Source organism: Croceitalea marina (genome assembly GCF_042684265.1).
In the GTDB taxonomy this organism is placed as follows: domain Bacteria; phylum Bacteroidota; class Bacteroidia; order Flavobacteriales; family Flavobacteriaceae; genus Croceitalea; species Croceitalea marina.
Genome location: NZ_JBHULB010000082.1, coordinates 73,329 through 88,582 on the forward strand (window position 1 = coordinate 73,329; position 15,254 = coordinate 88,582).

At 36.5% G+C, this 15,254-nt stretch carries 17 protein-coding genes and 1 tRNA gene; 5 read left to right on the forward strand and 13 right to left on the reverse strand.

What is annotated here, in order from left to right; genetic code table 11:
• Window positions 1-92 precede the first annotated feature (92 nt).
• Together ACFSQJ_RS18110 and ACFSQJ_RS18115 are read left to right on the forward strand one after the other, a co-directional pair.
• The gene (locus ACFSQJ_RS18110; protein WP_377768309.1) at window positions 93-788 is read left to right on the forward strand and encodes a hypothetical protein; all 696 of its coding nucleotides are present in this window, start codon (window positions 93-95) and stop codon (window positions 786-788) included.
• 136 nt (window positions 789-924) lie between these two features.
• The gene (locus tag ACFSQJ_RS18115; RefSeq protein ID WP_377768310.1) at window positions 925-1,389 is read left to right on the forward strand and encodes a nuclear transport factor 2 family protein; all 465 of its coding nucleotides are present in this window, start codon (window positions 925-927) and stop codon (window positions 1,387-1,389) included.
• 1 nt (window position 1,390) lies between these two features.
• On the opposite strand, the gene ACFSQJ_RS18120 is transcribed toward ACFSQJ_RS18115, so the two are convergent.
• Both ACFSQJ_RS18120 and ACFSQJ_RS18125 read right to left on the reverse strand, forming a co-directional pair.
• Window positions 1,391-1,891: a nuclear transport factor 2 family protein gene (locus tag ACFSQJ_RS18120; RefSeq protein ID WP_377768311.1), complete on the reverse strand. Its 501-nt coding sequence runs from the start codon at window positions 1,889-1,891 to the stop codon at window positions 1,391-1,393.
• The gene (locus ACFSQJ_RS18125; RefSeq protein WP_377768312.1) at window positions 1,881-2,378 is read right to left on the reverse strand and encodes a hypothetical protein; all 498 of its coding nucleotides are present in this window, start codon (window positions 2,376-2,378) and stop codon (window positions 1,881-1,883) included. Before ACFSQJ_RS18125 ends, ACFSQJ_RS18120 begins: the two co-directional genes overlap by 11 nt.
• Window positions 2,379-2,443: 65 nt before the next feature.
• Between ACFSQJ_RS18125 and ACFSQJ_RS18130 the strand changes: the two genes are divergently transcribed.
• A complete protein-coding gene (locus tag ACFSQJ_RS18130) occupies window positions 2,444-3,385 on the forward strand; it encodes an NAD-dependent epimerase/dehydratase family protein (protein WP_377768313.1) in 942 nt (313 codons plus the stop codon).
• A gap of 8 nt (window positions 3,386-3,393) precedes the next feature.
• Here the strand turns inward: ACFSQJ_RS18130 and rimK are convergent, their stop codons facing one another.
• From rimK to ACFSQJ_RS18175, 9 genes are all read right to left on the reverse strand, one after another.
• Window positions 3,394-4,764, reverse strand: coding sequence for a 30S ribosomal protein S6--L-glutamate ligase (rimK, locus tag ACFSQJ_RS18135; RefSeq protein WP_377768314.1), 1,371 nt, complete (start codon window positions 4,762-4,764; stop codon window positions 3,394-3,396).
• Window positions 4,765-4,815: 51 nt separating this feature from the next.
• On the reverse strand, window positions 4,816-5,232 hold the full coding sequence (locus ACFSQJ_RS18140) for a VOC family protein (protein WP_377768315.1): 417 nt from the start codon (window positions 5,230-5,232) through the stop codon (window positions 4,816-4,818).
• Between the two features lie 80 nt (window positions 5,233-5,312).
• Window positions 5,313-5,639, reverse strand: a complete 327-nt coding sequence (locus ACFSQJ_RS18145) for a hypothetical protein (protein WP_377768316.1) — start codon at window positions 5,637-5,639, stop codon at window positions 5,313-5,315.
• Between the two features lie 2 nt (window positions 5,640-5,641).
• Window positions 5,642-6,616 carry a deoxyhypusine synthase family protein gene (locus ACFSQJ_RS18150; protein ID WP_377768317.1) on the reverse strand — a complete coding sequence of 325 codons (975 nt, stop codon included), beginning with the start codon at window positions 6,614-6,616 and terminating at the stop codon, window positions 5,642-5,644.
• Window positions 6,609-7,541, reverse strand: coding sequence for an agmatinase (speB, locus tag ACFSQJ_RS18155; protein ID WP_377768318.1), 933 nt, complete (start codon window positions 7,539-7,541; stop codon window positions 6,609-6,611). Before speB ends, ACFSQJ_RS18150 begins: the two co-directional genes overlap by 8 nt.
• A 23-nt stretch (window positions 7,542-7,564) precedes the next feature.
• Window positions 7,565-9,010 (reverse strand): arginine decarboxylase, encoded by a 1,446-nt coding sequence (locus ACFSQJ_RS18160; RefSeq protein WP_377768319.1) that lies wholly within the window; start codon window positions 9,008-9,010, stop codon window positions 7,565-7,567.
• A 300-nt stretch (window positions 9,011-9,310) separates the two neighbouring features.
• The gene (gene moaC, locus ACFSQJ_RS18165) at window positions 9,311-9,736 is read right to left on the reverse strand and encodes a cyclic pyranopterin monophosphate synthase MoaC (protein ID WP_377768320.1); all 426 of its coding nucleotides are present in this window, start codon (window positions 9,734-9,736) and stop codon (window positions 9,311-9,313) included.
• 3 nt (window positions 9,737-9,739) lie between these two features.
• Entirely contained in the window at window positions 9,740-10,180 is a 441-nt protein-coding gene (locus tag ACFSQJ_RS18170; RefSeq protein WP_377768321.1) for a molybdenum cofactor biosynthesis protein MoaE, read from the reverse strand.
• A 40-nt stretch (window positions 10,181-10,220) separates the two neighbouring features.
• Window positions 10,221-10,634, reverse strand: a complete 414-nt coding sequence (locus tag ACFSQJ_RS18175; protein WP_377768323.1) for a DUF3052 domain-containing protein — start codon at window positions 10,632-10,634, stop codon at window positions 10,221-10,223.
• Window positions 10,635-10,707: 73 nt separating this feature from the next.
• Between ACFSQJ_RS18175 and ACFSQJ_RS18180 the strand changes: the two genes are divergently transcribed.
• A tRNA-Arg gene (locus ACFSQJ_RS18180) sits at window positions 10,708-10,779 on the forward strand.
• A 236-nt stretch (window positions 10,780-11,015) separates the two neighbouring features.
• Entirely contained in the window at window positions 11,016-12,260 is a 1,245-nt protein-coding gene (locus tag ACFSQJ_RS18185; RefSeq protein ID WP_339338347.1) for a site-specific integrase, read from the forward strand.
• Window positions 12,261-12,366: 106 nt separating this feature from the next.
• Here ACFSQJ_RS18185 and ACFSQJ_RS18190 read toward each other — a convergent pair whose 3' ends face one another.
• Window positions 12,367-14,301, reverse strand: coding sequence for an OmpA family protein (locus tag ACFSQJ_RS18190; RefSeq protein ID WP_339339887.1), 1,935 nt, complete (start codon window positions 14,299-14,301; stop codon window positions 12,367-12,369).
• A gap of 9 nt (window positions 14,302-14,310) precedes the next feature.
• Entirely contained in the window at window positions 14,311-15,234 is a 924-nt protein-coding gene (locus ACFSQJ_RS18195; protein ID WP_339335520.1) for a PorP/SprF family type IX secretion system membrane protein, read from the reverse strand.
• Window positions 15,235-15,254 lie beyond the last annotated feature (20 nt).

The following is a 15,254-nucleotide window of genomic DNA, read 5'->3' on the forward strand; positions in this document are numbered from 1 at the left end:
AAGGCATCTTTTTTTGTTTTAAACATAGTGTTTTCTTTAACAGCCTATTAGCCAATATTTTTATAGTTTTGCCCCACTATAAAAGAAACAAGATGAAAAAAACTTTGCTGGCCTTAGCATTTTTTACGGTTTTGGCAACTACCGCGCAAACAAAATCAGATTTACAATCACACTACGAAGCATTCTATAAAGAGATGAAATTACAAGGTGATGTCAATGGTGTTATCAATGCATTAACGCATCTAAATGTACTTTCTCCCTCTCAGCAACGCAGAGATACCCTTGCTTTTGTTTATATGAAGAACAATCAGCACCTTCAAGCTTTAAATACTGTAGGTATTGAAAGTGAAGCTAACGATTCTGACTTAGCCGTACAAATTAAGGCCGTTTCCTTAAAGGCATTAAATCAACCACAACGTGCCATTGTACATTTTGAAACGATGTTCAAGCGAAATCCAAGTGCCTATGTAGCCTATGAGCTAGCCGACTTAAAAATACAGGTAGGCGATAGTGAAGGTGCGGCCACTAATATTGAGTATGGTCTGGCAAATGCCAAAGATGATATGAAATATGCTTTCTATGAACGTCAGCAGCCTTATGAGGCTTCTTTAAAAGCCGCTTTTACACATTTAAAGGGTTTGGTACAGTTCAATACCAACAAAGAAGATATCGATGCTGCCATTGTTTATATGGATGAAGCGCTAAAAATTGATCCCAATTTTAACTTGGCAAGCTTAAGCAAACAAGCTTTAGAGTCAAGAAAGCAAGCTCCACCGACAGAAGAATAGTGTTGCATGTAACCTAATAAGAAAGAGGCCCCTAAGCCTCTTTTTTTATACAACTAACTGAATATTAAAGTTTAACATGCTTTTTTACAGTTAAAATCAAACTTATTTTATCTTTAGTTGTACCAAAATCAATTTTATGAAACGAATTTTTACATTTGTCTTACTTCTAGTTATAGCTTCGTCACTGAGTGCTCAAGATTCGAATACAGAAATCGCTGGTGTAAAGGCAGCTTGTTTAGACTATATCAATACATTTTACGAAGCCGATACTACATTGGCATATCGCAGTGTTCATAAAAGCGTTCGTAAAACAGGCTTCTATTTTAAGGATGATGAAAGTATATATTCCGAACAATTAGAGATGCCATTTGACAAACTGGTCGGGTTGGCAAAAAGATGGAATGCCAGTGGAAATAGAACGGATGAAAATTCTCCAAAAGAAGTAAAAGTCTTCGAAGTTTCCGATAAAACCGCCAGTGCCAAGGTAACCGCGGTTTGGGGAATAGATTACTTGAGTTTAATGAAAGAAAATGGAAAGTGGATGATTGTAAATGTACTTTGGCAATCGCCACCTAAATTTAGCGTATCACAAACAAAATAGACTATTTTTTCGCCTTTAGTTTTGCCGTAAGGGTACTATCATTTTCTTTCTTAAGAGCAACGAGTTCAGCAACATTTTCATTGGGTACTGCAATAGACAATACGTAATGCGCAATTTTCCAAGTACCATCTACTTTCTGTACCACTCCTGAACCTCTGCATAGACCCATTTGGGTATCTAAAAGCTCATCGAACCAAGCCGAATTATCGAAATCATGGCTATAAATGTTTCGCTCTACAGCGATAAAACTCCATGCCCTACCCTTATCAAAATGTGGTTTTGCATACGCTCTAAATTCTTGATTTTGCCAATTTTCGGTCGCATCTGTGCCTAAAAACACCCCTTTTGAGGTCATTTTATCAAAATAAGCCTCAAAATCAGCATCCGAAGCAGCTTGATGCCAAGAATCCAAAACCTTATCTATCGCTTTCCTTTCATCATCTTGTCCCAGACAAATAGCAGTGCCCAAAAAGAGAAGGGCAATTATTGATTTAATTTTCATCGAGTATGAGTTTGGTATCTAGTTTATTGCTTACAATGATATTAAACTGGTATCTAAAAGCATTTCTTGCCGTTAGCATTTGTTTTACGGGTTCGTTGACATCGGTATTTTCGACCAAGCTCGCTTTGATCTTCAAAAGAAATGTTCTCAATACTTTTTGCCTGCTCCTTATCTGTGTTTTATCAAATTCTTCGGGATATTTAGATTCCCTTAGGTTATTTTCTTTCTCTAACAAATCATCTATTGCCAACACCAAATCTTCGTTATTACCCGCACGATACATAAAATCAAAACTTTTTTGAAATGAGGTAAACTCTGCCCAATCTTTTAAAATTATCATGGCTTCAGCATTGATATCTTGCGTTTTTGGAGTATTCTGAAATGCTGTAAACTCAGACAGATTTGCATCTGCCACTTCAGGTTGGGTTTCTTTTTTACAACTGAATACTATCCCGATAAGGAGAAAATAAATCCACAATTTCTGCATAAAACGAAAGTACAAATTTTAAGATAAGCTATCTTTACGGGCCAATTCAATTAACTTCTTTTTAAATGCAAAAATCCATTTTAATTATAGGCGCTTGTGGCCAAATTGGTACCGAGCTGACTATGGCCTTACGCGAAAAATATGGTGCAGATTCTGTAATCGCCAGTGATATTAGAGAAGGAAGCGACAGCTTAATGCAATCGGGGCCTTTCGAATTATTAGATGCCACTGATTATGCCGCCATCGAAGATGTGGTAATGCATTACGAAATCGAAGAAGTGTATTTAATGGCCGCTATGTTAAGTGCCACGGCAGAGAAATTCCCCATGCGGGCCTGGAACCTGAATATGAATTCTTTGTTCAATATTTTAAATCTGGCCAAAGAAAAGAAAATAACCAAGGTTTTTTGGCCTTCAAGTATTGCTGTTTTCGGACCCAATACACCAAAAGAGCAAACGCCTCAAAACACGCTTATGGAGCCAAGTACTGTTTATGGCATCAGTAAACAATCTGGAGAGCGATGGTGCGAATATTACTTTAACAAGTTCGGGGTCGATGTGCGAAGCGTACGTTATCCTGGGCTGATTAGCTGGAAAACCCTACCAGGTGGCGGCACCACCGATTATGCCGTTGAAATCTATCACAAAGCTTTGGAGGATAAAAAATATACCTGTTTTCTGGCGGAAGGAACGAAACTGCCCATGATGTTCATGGATGATGCGATAAGGGCCACCATTTCAATTATGGATGCAGATTCTGATACCCTTAAAATACGATCTTCATATAATTTAGGGGCCATGAGTTTCGGGCCTGAGGAAATTGCTGCCAGTATAAAAAATCACATTCCAGATTTTGAAATGAGTTACGAACCCGATTTTAGACAGGCCATTGCCGATTCTTGGCCAAGTAGTATAGACGATTCTAAAGCTTCAGAAGACTGGAACTGGAAACCAGAGTTTGATTTAGAAAAAACCACTAAAGAGATGTTAGCGAATTTGGGCAAATAACTTTTAAGCTAAATCTTAAATTTTAACTTCTTCTCAATGGCAACAATCATTTCGTTTGCAATGTCTTTGCCAGTTGCATTCTCTATACCCTCCAATCCCGGGGAAGAATTAACTTCCAATAGTAAAGGTCCTTTATTAGATCTTATAATATCAACACCTGCAACTGCCAAGTTTAATACTTTCGCCGCCTTTAAGGCCAATTTTCTTTCTTCTTGGGTGATTTTTACAATAGATGCCAAACCACCTTGGTGAATATTTGCCCTAAACTCTCCTTTTTGGGCCTGGCGTTGCATACTGGCAACAACCTTACCGTTTACCACAAAACAACGAATATCTTGTCCGTTGGCTTCTTTAATAAATTCTTGCACCAAAATATTGGTCTGTACACTTTTAAAAGCATTAATGACACTTTCTGCGGCCTTATTTGTTTCTGCCAGCACTACTCCCTTGCCCTGTGTACTTTCTAAAAGCTTGATAATCAAGGGTGCGCCATTGACCATTTTAATCAGATCTTTGGTATCAATCGGTGACTTGGCAAAACCTGTAATAGGAATATGTATATCATTCTTAGAGAACAGCTGCGAAGCGAAAAGTTTATCTCTTGATTGGCTTATGGCTTCAGCTGAATTCTGGCAATACACTCCCAAATTATCAAATTGACGTAATAAAGCACATCCATAAAAAGTTACCGAAGGTTTTATTCTTGGTATGATGGCATCAAACTCATTAAGTATATTACCCCCACGATAACGAATCTCAGGGGAGCGGGCATCCAATTTCATGTATGCGAGCTCTACATTTAAAAAAACAATTTCATGACCCCTTGCCTCAGCAGCCTCAATGATACGTTTATTACTGTACAATTGCGGATTACTGGCCAAAAGCGCAATTTTTAAACCTGTTTTTTCCTTAAAAAAAGGGGCATATTTGGTATTAATCTCCGTTTCGGTAAAATCTTGCCGCAAATAGTTTTCTGCCGGATTAACGATATATCGATTCGTCAATGCCTCTCGACCCAGCAGCATGCGAAACTCCATAGTATCACGATTGGCCAAGGTAAGTTCTATATCATAAGCCGCTTCGCCCAACGTCAATTTGGTTTTAATTACTAACCGTTCTTCTGAGATACCTGAAGAACTTTTCACCATACGACGGTCTACCAAAAGTGCCTCGCAAGCAATTGAAATACTGCGGTTCTCTTGTAAAGGGTTGACCTCGAACTTAACCCATTCTTGACCTCCTTTGAGTACCACTTTTGTATTCGTTGCTTGAATTGAAGAAGTTTTTGCTCCAGAATCTATTCTTGCTTTGATGGCCGGTATTCCCAAACTCTCAAAAACGCACCACTCTTCACTACCTATAATTTGCAAGTCTTTCATTTTTAAAGCAAAACAAGTTTTTGAAAAAAATTATCCCCTTACAACAAGGGCTTACTGCTCAAACATTTCATTGGCATCTTCGAAACATTTGAATTCTACAGTATATTCATTTGGGTCTTCAATAAAAAAAGATCTATGCTCCCCGTTTTGTTGTTTAAGAAAAGTTACTTCAGTAGTGATTTCATAACTCGAAGCAACCAATTTCTTGTAAAGTAAATTCCAAGTTTCTCTATCTATAATTACTCCAAAATGGAAAGAAGGTAATATGGTATTCTCAAATTTATAGGACTTAAAAGAAAAGTCGAATTCACCAGATTTGGTAAAGGTTATTTGATTGCCGAATAAATTAATATCTAACCAAAGATGAGAGTTTCTGCCTTGCTCAGCCCCTAAAACATCAACATAGAACGCTTTGGTCTCATTAATGCTTGAACATGGCAACGAAAGGTGAAAAGGTGCATTTTTCATGTAAACAGTTTAAAGAATTAATACTTGAAAGACGTCAAGTTTCGAATAGAAAAATCACGTTTTCTAAAATCAAAATATATCTAATCTTCTACATCTTCGTCATTCAACATATCATTCGGGTCAGGTTCTACCACCGCATTGGGGTCATCGTCATCAAAATCCTCATAATCGGCTTCGTCGTAATTGGCCATGGTCTTTTCTAACTTCTCACTGATTTTTACTAAATACTTGGTATCGGATGTTATCACTTCAACGGCCTCTACAAGCTCTCCATTTGAGTTACGGTAAGAAATGATATCTTCATCATCGTATCCGTCAGGGTACCTTTCCACGGTAAGCTTTAAAACTTCAGGAGTCAATTTCTTAAAATCTACGATTACTTTATTTAAGTGTGCGTGCTTGTCCATAATTACATATTTAAAAGGTAAGCAAAAATTAAAGGCGCAACAATAGTTGCATCACTCTCGATAATAAATTTAGGTGTATTGATGTCTAATTTTCCCCATGTTATTTTCTCATTGGGTACGGCACCAGAATAAGATCCATAACTTGTAGTAGAATCGCTTATTTGGCAAAAATAACTCCAAAATGGCGTGTCGGTTCTTTCCATATCTTGATAGAGCATTGGCACTACGCAAATTGGGAAATCACCTGCAATACCTCCACCTATTTGAAAGAACCCAATTCCGTTTTTAGAATTTTCAGTATACCAATCTGCCAAAAAGGTCATGTACTCGATTCCCGATTTCATGGTACTCGCCTTTAGTTCTCCTTTTAGAACATAAGAGGCAAAAATATTTCCCATGGTACTGTCTTCCCAACCAGGGCAAACAATGGGTAAATTCTTTTCTGCAGCGGCATACATCCACGAATCCTTTAGATCAACCTCATAATATTCTTCCAAGACACCAGAAAGCAATAGTTTGTACATATACTCATGAGGCAAGTAACGTTCGCCATTGGCTTCGGCATCTTTCCAAATTTTTACAATATGCTTCTGAATTCTTCTAAAGGCCTCTTCTTCAGGAATACAGGTATCTGTTACCCTGTTAAGACCTTTTTCCAATAAATTCCATTCATCTTGGGGGGTAAGGTCACGGTAATTTGGTACGCGTTTGTAATGTGAATGCGCCACCAAATTCATAATATCTTCTTCTAAATTTGCACCGGTACAGGAAATGATGTGCACCTTGTCTTGCCGGATCATTTCCGCAAAAATCTTACCCAACTCGGCGGTTGACATAGCGCCTGCCAAAGACACCAACATTTGAGCTCCATTATGCAGCTGTTCTTCATACCCTTTTGCGGCATCTACCAATGCGGCAGCATTAAAGTGTAAGTAATATTTTTCGATAAATTGGCTAATAGCCCCTTTGTCACTCATCTTCAAATTTGAATTTTTGATTGTTGTTTTCTTTGGAAGTAAATCCGCTCTCATATTCTTCATCTACTTGTGCTTCATTGAATTTATAAGAAAGCATTTTATAGTATAATTTGGCCGCTAGAAAGTCTGAAGATTTATCGGCAGGATTCGGACAAAGCTCGACGATATCAAAACCAACCACATTTTTTTCTTCAAAAACCATTTTCAGCAACTCTAGAGTTTCATACCATAAAAGTCCTCCAGGCTCTGGTGTACCGGTTGAAGGCATAATAGATGGGTCAAAAGCATCCAAATCAAAAGTAATGAACACATTTTCTGTGCAGGCCTCTAGCACCTTATCCATCCAAAAGTCATCATTGATCATAACATGCGCAAAAAACGTATGCTCTTCGTTCATGAAGGTTTTTTCGATCAAATCCATACTACGTATGCCTACCTGAACCAAATTGGAGGTTTTATTGGCCTCATGTACCGCGCAAGCATGGTTATAAGGTGTACCTTCATATGTTTCTCGTAAATCTGCATGGGCATCTAACTGCAGAACGGTCAAATTTTCAAAATGTTCGTTAAATGCTCTAATGGAACCAATCGAAATACTATGTTCGCCACCAAACAAGGTAACGAACTTGTTACGTTTGATATACTTTTTAGTAGTCTCATGTACTTTGTTGACCACGGCTTCAGGAGAACTATTTTCAGTAATCGCGTCGGCCAAATAAATACCTTGTCGATATACTTCGGTCTCTGTTTCAATATCATAAAGCTCCATATTCTCAGAAGCTTCCAAAAAAGCATTAGGACCTTTATCGGCTCCCTTACCCCAAGTACTGGTACCATCATAAGGAACAGGTATCAATACGATTTTAGCTGTTTCTTGCAGTGCAAATTCATTGGAAATACCGGCATAGTTTTTTGTTGTTTCCACTTTTATAGTTTTATTACTTTGAATTAAGAGGTCAATTCCTGCTCTTTTTCTTGAATAGGTTTTATTCTTTCTTGGGGCTGATACCCCAAAATATCTAATAGCTGTGAAGCCGTCTGTTGTTCTTTGAATACGGATACTTGAAGCTCACCATCTGCATCTCTCTGTAATAGTAAATGTTTAGGGTGGGGAATCAAACAATGCTGCAAGCCCCCAAAACCACCGATAGATTCTTGATAGGCTCCAACATTGAAAAAGCCAATATAAAGTGGTTTATCCTTTTTAAATTTTGGCAAATAAATGGCATTCATATGCTGCTCGCTATTATAATAATCATCACTATCACAGGTGAGTCCACCCAATAAAACCCGCTCGTACTCATCGTTCCAGCGGTTAATGGGCAACATGATAAATCGTTTATTGATGGCCCAAGTATCAGGCAAAGTGGTGATAAAAGACGAATTGATCATATTCCATTTTTCACGATCGTTCTGTTGTTTTTGGTAGAGTACTTCATAAATGGCACCACCACTTTCGCCGACCGTAAAACTACCGAACTCGGTAAAAATATGCGGAACGGCAACACCGGCTTCATCACAAGCTAATTTGATCTGGTTCACAATCTCATAGACCATATACTCATAGTCAAATTCAAAGGCCAAAGAATTTTTTGTTGGAAAACCACCTCCAATATTCAAACTATCTAAACTGGGACATGCCTTTTTCAAGCGAATGTATACCTTAAGACATTTCATAAGTTCATTCCAATAATAGGCATTGTCTCGAATACCGGTGTTGATGAAAAAATGCAACATTTTCAGCTCTACCTGTTCATTATTCTTGATTTGCTGCTCAAAAAACGGCACAATGTTTTTATAACCAATACCCAGTCTAGAGGTGTAGAATTCGAACTTGGGTTCCTCTTCAGAAGCGATACGAATACCCACCTTAAAGGAGTCTTTGATTTCTTCTGTAAGCAAATCTAGCTCTTCGTAATTATCAATGATTGGAATGCAATTGTGGTGGCCATTATTGAGCAATCTGCCGATATTTTCGATGTAACGTTCGCGCTTAAACCCGTTACAAATTACATAGGTGTCATTTGAAACCAACCCTTGCTGTTTTAGGTTTTCTATGATTTCAATATCAAAGGCCGATGAAGTCTCTAGATGGATATCATTTTTAAGTGCCTCTTGCAATACATGACTAAAATGCGAACTTTTTGTACAATAACAATAATTGTATGAACCTTTATAATTGTGTTCAGCGATGGCCTTTTTAAACCAGGTTTTAGCCCTATTTATATTTTCGGAAATTTTAGGTAAATAAGTAAATTTCAATGGCGTACCATACTGAGCTGCCAATTGCTCTAAAGGAATACCATGAAACGCCAAGCTATCTCCCTTAGTAGAGAATTCTACCTGGGGAAATTCATATGTTTGAGTGATCAGATCGCTATATTTCGTATTCATTGAAGACTAAAAATGAAAAATATTAAGGGTAAGGGTTCAAAAAAGAAAAATGAACCTTAATCAGATAATAATCTGCCTTTCAGTTGTTGGAACGAAAAAGTAGGGGTGTTGACTACCCAAAATAGAAGAAATATAAACGGAAGCTAGCTTTAATTTTCGGTTACCCCACCCTAGGGCTGTCTTGGCGATTGACTTCCTAACTGCCGAAGACCCGAACAAATAAACAGGTTTCAAATGTTCAGCTAAAACACTTTACAAATGAAAACAAAAAAAGAATACGTTCAACAAAAATTGATTTTTTTAAGCACCAATGTCAGACTTGCCACCTGTCTTTTTAAGTAATTTAATTTGGTGAATTTCAATGGCTTTGTCTATAGGCTTCAGCATATCATACATATTTAAGGCTACCACACTAGCTCCGTGCATGGCCTCAACCTCTACCCCAGTCTTATAAAAGGTTTTCACAGTGACTTTTACAATAATATTCAATCCATCAATCTCATAATCTATTCCTGCAAACTCAATAGGTAATGGGTGGCAGTCGGGCAATAATTCCGGTGTTTTTTTAAGGCCCAAAAATCCCGCAGCCTTGCTCATGGCAAATACATCACCTTTAGGCACCTTATTTTCTCTAATGGCAGTAATAGTATCTTGCGAGCCTACTTTTACAATGGCTTGCGCTACCGCAGTTCGATGGGTGTTTTGTTTTTGCGTGATATCTACCATGAACTATGTATTAACTTTCCATTGATAAGAGTCATCCTCAAACAACTCTTTACCAAATACGGGGACTTCTTTTTTAATTTCTTCGACTACATGATGTAGCGCATCAAATACTTCTTTTCGATGTGGGGAAGAAACAAAAACAAATAGGCAGATTTCACCAACCTCAACTTTACCCAAACTGTGATAAATGTGCATACAAGTAAGGTCGAATTTCGCGAACGTAGCCTCTCTGATTTCATGAAATTTTATGTTGGCCATTTCTTCATAAGCCGTGTATTCTATTGCCCCTACTTTTTTTCCTTCAATTTCATCTGCACGTACCTGGCCCAAAAAAATGTCATGAGCACCAATAGTGGTTTTGCTCTGATGTTTGGCAATGGAATTTGCTATAAATTCAGGAGTGATAGGCCCACTTACAAATACGTTTTTTACTTTTCTTTCCAAGCTCTTAGTATTTAATTTAAAGGTAATGAAGAATTAAATATTATCTATCCTTTGTTCGGTAAACAAATTTGTGCCCGCTCCAATCAGCGTCAATGGCAGCCACTTTTGTATCTACCAGACCAGATTCAAGGCCAAATTTCATTACGTTGAACTTGTCTATTTCACTTGGAACTTTAGAACTCTTTTTCGGCCAACTCACCCAAAGAATTCCTGTTTTCTTTAGGTTGTTTTTAGCTAAAACAAAATAGATTTCCAACTCCTCTTGTGTAGTGCAGAAAATATGGGCGAAATCTATCTTCAATTTTTCCTTGGTAGTACTTATTTGAACAGCTGCAGGAAAGGAAGTAAAAAAATCTAAGTAATTTTTAGGTGCGTTTAACACTTGAATATAGAACCCTTCCTTAATTCCCAACTTTTTTGCTAATGGTGTTCCTGAATATCCGTGAGTCTGCATAATCAATAAATTTTATAGCTGAGATATAGAATTGCTTTCTATCAAAAATACTATTTTTACCCTCCTGTTTATGGGCCCCGTAGTTCAATGGATAGAATAGAAGTTTCCTAAACTTTAGATGCAAGTTCGATTCTTGCCGGGGCCGCTTTTTAACATTTAAAGGCATCCTATAAATGCTTAAATATATTGATTTTCAATGTTTTACGTTTTTTTGACTTTAAATGATATTATTTAAAACCATTCATTTGAGTTCACAAATCGTCAACATTTTTAACCAAATGTTTTCTTTTCTTAAAGATATTGGTTTTAAAGCTGTTAAACAATAGCTTTACTGGTGATTTGACTTTCGTCTAAACTAAGTTTAACTTAAAGATGAACGTCATGCGAACTTCTTCAACGTTTTCTATCCTATTCTGGATATATGCAAAAAGAATTAGGAATAATCAAGCACCTCTATATGCCAGAATAACGGTAGATAGAAAAAAACTCAATATTAGCCTCAAAAGAAGGGTTGATACTAGATATTGGAACCCAAAAATTCAAAGGATTAGAGGAACTAGCGAAGAAGCCAGAACCATCAATCAATATCTTGATGAAGTACATTCTAAATTATTTCAATGCTACCAAGAGCTAAGGGCTGACCATAAACGAATAACACCCCAAGCTATAAAATCGAAGTTTGTGGGTGATGAAAAGATTGACCATTATACTTTGAGAAATATTATTGAGTACCATAACGCCAATATGTTCAGCAAACTTCATTACAATACCTCTAGGTTATACCTTACAAGCCAAAGGTATATTCTACTTTTCCTAAAAAAGAAACACAAAGTAGAAGACATAGAACTTGCTGACCTTGACTATAAATTCATTCTTGATTTTGAAACCTTTCTACGAAACCATAAGCCAAGAAACTATCGAAAGAAAATTGGAAACAATGCAGTGATGAAGCACATTCAAAGATTACGCCGAATGATTACTCTTGCCTATCAATTAGAATGGATTGATAGAGACCCATTCCACAAATTCAAACAAAAGCTACTACCTACACAAAGAGGTTATCTTACCTCTGAAGAGTTGAACGATATAGAGAAATTGAATATAGAATCTATGCGCTTGCAAACAGTTAGAGACTTATTTATATTCAGTTGTTATACAGGCATCAGCTATATTGACTTAGTGCTATTGAATAACCAAAGTTTAGTTCTAGGTATGGACAAAACCACTTGGATAGTTACGCAAAGGCAGAAAACTAGAAATTCTGTCAAGATACCCTTGCTTGCCAAAGCATTGGTATTAATTGAACGGTACAAATGCGATAAACGCTCAAAGATGAATGGCACATTGTTCCCAATGATATCCAATCAAAAAATGAATTTATATTTAAAAGAAATAGCTGTGCTAGCAAAAATTGAAAAAAACTTAACTTTTCATATGGCTAGACATACTTTTGCGACCACAGTTACATTAACAAATGGTGTCCCAATTGAAACTATTTCAAAAATGCTTGGTCATTCCAAATTAACCACTACACAGATATATGCAAAAGTTCTTGAAAGAAAAGTATGTGATGATATGCAAGTACTAAGGCAAAAACTAGAAAATAATGTCAAAACAGGAGCTTAACTCTAACCGAGAAAAGTTCTTTTTTAAGACCAACTATCTTGTTTTTTCTAATATCATAAAAATAATTTTGGGGAAACATGAAGAATTATCTGGAACATTAATCTGCTTATTCCAATTGTAAGATTATAAACTCTGATCTTCTGTTTACATTGTGTCTTTCGTTACTACATTCTGAATTGTTATCACACTCATTGACGAGTTGTTTTTCACCATAGCCAATAGCGCTTTCTATTCTGTGCGCTACTATACCATTTAAAATAATGTAGTCTCTTGTGGCCTTTGCTCTTCTATCCGATAGACTTTCGTTATAAGCATCATTACCTCTTGAATCCGTATGTGATTCAATTTTTATTATCATATTAGGATATTCTTTCATCAAGAAAACAATTTTGTTCAATTCAATTGATGCATCATATCTTATATTGTGCTTATCAAAGTCAAAATAAATCATTCCGATTTTAATTTTTAATACGCTACCTTCTCGGACAATAAGTGGGTTTAATTTGTTAAGGTTTAAAGTAACTTCATTGGAATAATTTGACTCTGTTGTAGTTGCAAATTGTCTGTCGGAACTTTCAAAACCTTCTTTGCTTGCCTTAATTAAAAAAGTTTGTGCACAAGGAAGCTCAATATTAAAATGATATTCACCAAAACTGTCGCTCATAGTTTCAGCTAGTAAATCCCCAGAGCTATCTTCTATAGTTACTATAGAATTAGCTAAAGGTCGCTTACTCTCTTGATTTATTATATTGCCCATGACAGATTGCTTACAAGGTACTTCTATGCGTTGAAATGAATAAATATCATCATCTCCTTTTCCTCCTTCACGGTTCGAAGAAAAATATCCTTGCTGAGTTTCTTCGTTAACTATATAAGCAAAATCATCAAGTTTACCGTTCAGTGGCTTACCTAAGTTCCTTGGTCTAGAGAAAGTCTCATTTTGGTCACTCTCAAAAACATCCAAACCTCCAAGGCCTAAATGACCATCTGACGAAAAGTAAAGTTTACCTTCAGTCGCATATGGAAACATTTCCCTTCCATTTGTATTTATAGTAGGTCCCAAATTCTTAGGATTGCTATAAGAATCTTCATCCAAAATGTCGACTACAAAAATATCTGTAGCACCTATAGAACCGGGCATATCAGATACAAAGTATAGTTTCTTACCATCTGGGCTTAAAGCGGGCTGCCCTGCGGAGTAGTTTTCATCATTAAATGGTAACTCAATTGGAGTATTCCATGTACTATCAACCAATTTCGATTTATACAATTTTAAATGGTTGGTGCCCTCATTGTCCCTTTTAAGCTCTTTGTCTGTGTAATTGTTACGTGTAAAATACATGGTATTACCATCCGGAGTAAAAGCTACAATAGCCTCGTGATATTTACTATTTATGGTTTTTGAGAATGCTGTTACATTTTTTAAATCCAAACCACTACTTATGGTATCCGCACTAAATAAATTTAAATAGGGCTGTTCATTCCATTTATAAATTCGCGTATGAAGATTCATAGTATCCCGACTCGACGCAAAAATAACTTGGTTCTTGTAATAGGCTGTGCCAAAGTCCGCTAGTTTCGTATTTATTGATAAGTTGGATACATAGAACTGTGGCTCCATATTTAGCAGCTTTTCCAATTCGTCTTTGTTACTAGCCAAAGTACTAATATCATATTCTGCTTCTTTTAAAACCTTCTCATATCTTTCCGTTAATAATTTTGCCATGCCGTAATTTCCAACCCCTTTCAAGGCATGTATATATCTGAAAATATAGGTTGGTTCCAAAACTTGCTCATAGTTACCGAATAGTTGTCCGTACCATTTAACCGCATTTTTCATATCGGTATTAAAGTAGTAGGCATCCCCAACTTTTTGAAGGGCCTCTTGAGAATCATCGCCTCTTTGTACTTGAGCTTGAAATTGCTTTGCTGCTCTAACATACCAAAGAGAATTAAAACTTTTTTCTGCTGAGGTATTTGTGTTTTGGGCGAACATAATGTTTGCAACACAAACAACACTGTAAAAGAATATTTTTTTCATGCTTTTATTTTAATAGAATCTTGGGGATTTTACTCTTTTATCTAATGATTTAAGTTCAAATCTTAAAAAGATTTCGTGGGTGCCGTTATTGTAATTTTGTAACTCAGTTGTGGTAAAGTCATAGGCATAGCCCACATGAAATTTTGGAGAAATATCAATACCCAATAACCCTGAAAAGGAATCATCCCATCTATAAGCTGCTCCAAGAGTTAAGGTTTCTTTTATTAAAAAATTAGCGGACAAATCAGCAATTATTGGCGCACCAGGAACCCACTTTACAAAAACAGCTGGTTTAAATAATACATCTTGATTAAGTTGAAAAACTCGTCCTCCGGTTATAAAATAATGTAATCTCTCGGTTGCTATTTTTTGAACCGAGCCATCGTAATGCTCTTCTGAGAAAAAGTTTGGAATCGCTACACCAAAATAACCTTTATTGGTATGATAGTAAATTCCTGCTCCAATGGTCGGAAAGAATTTATTTTCAATATTATTTTGAAAGGCAACATCGGTTTGGTCGTCAAATAACCCTCTGGAAAAATCTACGTTAAATAATCGCCCTCCACCTTTTAATCCAAAGGACAACCTTTTATCATCGCGGTTTAAACGAATAGTATATGCAAAATTGGCATCAAAAAACGTTTCATTAGCTGGGCCAAGTTCATCATTAGTTAAAATCACCCCTAAACCAACGTTGTTTCCAACAGGGCCGTCAATGGCTAACACTTGACTTGTTGGGGCACCATTTAATCCAACCCATTGCGTTCTATACATACCTAGAATGGATAAATGACCTCTTGATCCGGCATATGCTGGATTAACACTAAGCGTGTTATACATGTATTGGGTAAACTGAGGGTCTTGTTGTCCAAACAGGGAAGAACCAAAACCGGTACATATTATTAGTAAAATATATTTTAAATAACTTTTCATTATAGAAGCTTTTATTGAAA

Bases quoted from the DNA above. Each gene is read 5' to 3' on its own strand.
- ACFSQJ_RS18185 (WP_339338347.1), top strand. From the start codon at position 11,016: ATGCGAACTTCTTCAACGTTTTCTATCCTATTCTGGATATATGCAAAA.
- ACFSQJ_RS18115 (WP_377768310.1), top strand. From the start codon at position 925: ATGAAACGAATTTTTACATTTGTCTTACTTCTAGTTATAGCTTCGTCA.
- ACFSQJ_RS18120 (WP_377768311.1), bottom strand. From the start codon at position 1,891: ATGAAAATTAAATCAATAATTGCCCTTCTCTTTTTGGGCACTGCTATT.
- moaC (WP_377768320.1), bottom strand. From the start codon at position 9,736: ATGGTAGATATCACGCAAAAACAAAACACCCATCGAACTGCGGTAGCG.
- ACFSQJ_RS18140 (WP_377768315.1), bottom strand. From the start codon at position 5,232: ATGAAAAATGCACCTTTTCACCTTTCGTTGCCATGTTCAAGCATTAAT.
- ACFSQJ_RS18190 (WP_339339887.1), bottom strand. From the start codon at position 14,301: ATGAAAAAAATATTCTTTTACAGTGTTGTTTGTGTTGCAAACATTATG.
- ACFSQJ_RS18125 (WP_377768312.1), bottom strand. From the start codon at position 2,378: ATGCAGAAATTGTGGATTTATTTTCTCCTTATCGGGATAGTATTCAGT.
- ACFSQJ_RS18145 (WP_377768316.1), bottom strand. From the start codon at position 5,639: ATGGACAAGCACGCACACTTAAATAAAGTAATCGTAGATTTTAAGAAA.
- ACFSQJ_RS18130 (WP_377768313.1), top strand. From the start codon at position 2,444: ATGCAAAAATCCATTTTAATTATAGGCGCTTGTGGCCAAATTGGTACC.
- ACFSQJ_RS18195 (WP_339335520.1), bottom strand. From the start codon at position 15,234: ATGAAAAGTTATTTAAAATATATTTTACTAATAATATGTACCGGTTTT.
- rimK (WP_377768314.1), bottom strand. From the start codon at position 4,764: ATGAAAGACTTGCAAATTATAGGTAGTGAAGAGTGGTGCGTTTTTGAG.
- ACFSQJ_RS18175 (WP_377768323.1), bottom strand. From the start codon at position 10,634: ATGCAGACTCACGGATATTCAGGAACACCATTAGCAAAAAAGTTGGGA.
- ACFSQJ_RS18160 (WP_377768319.1), bottom strand. From the start codon at position 9,010: ATGAATACGAAATATAGCGATCTGATCACTCAAACATATGAATTTCCC.
- ACFSQJ_RS18150 (WP_377768317.1), bottom strand. From the start codon at position 6,616: ATGAGTGACAAAGGGGCTATTAGCCAATTTATCGAAAAATATTACTTA.
- ACFSQJ_RS18110 (WP_377768309.1), top strand. From the start codon at position 93: ATGAAAAAAACTTTGCTGGCCTTAGCATTTTTTACGGTTTTGGCAACT.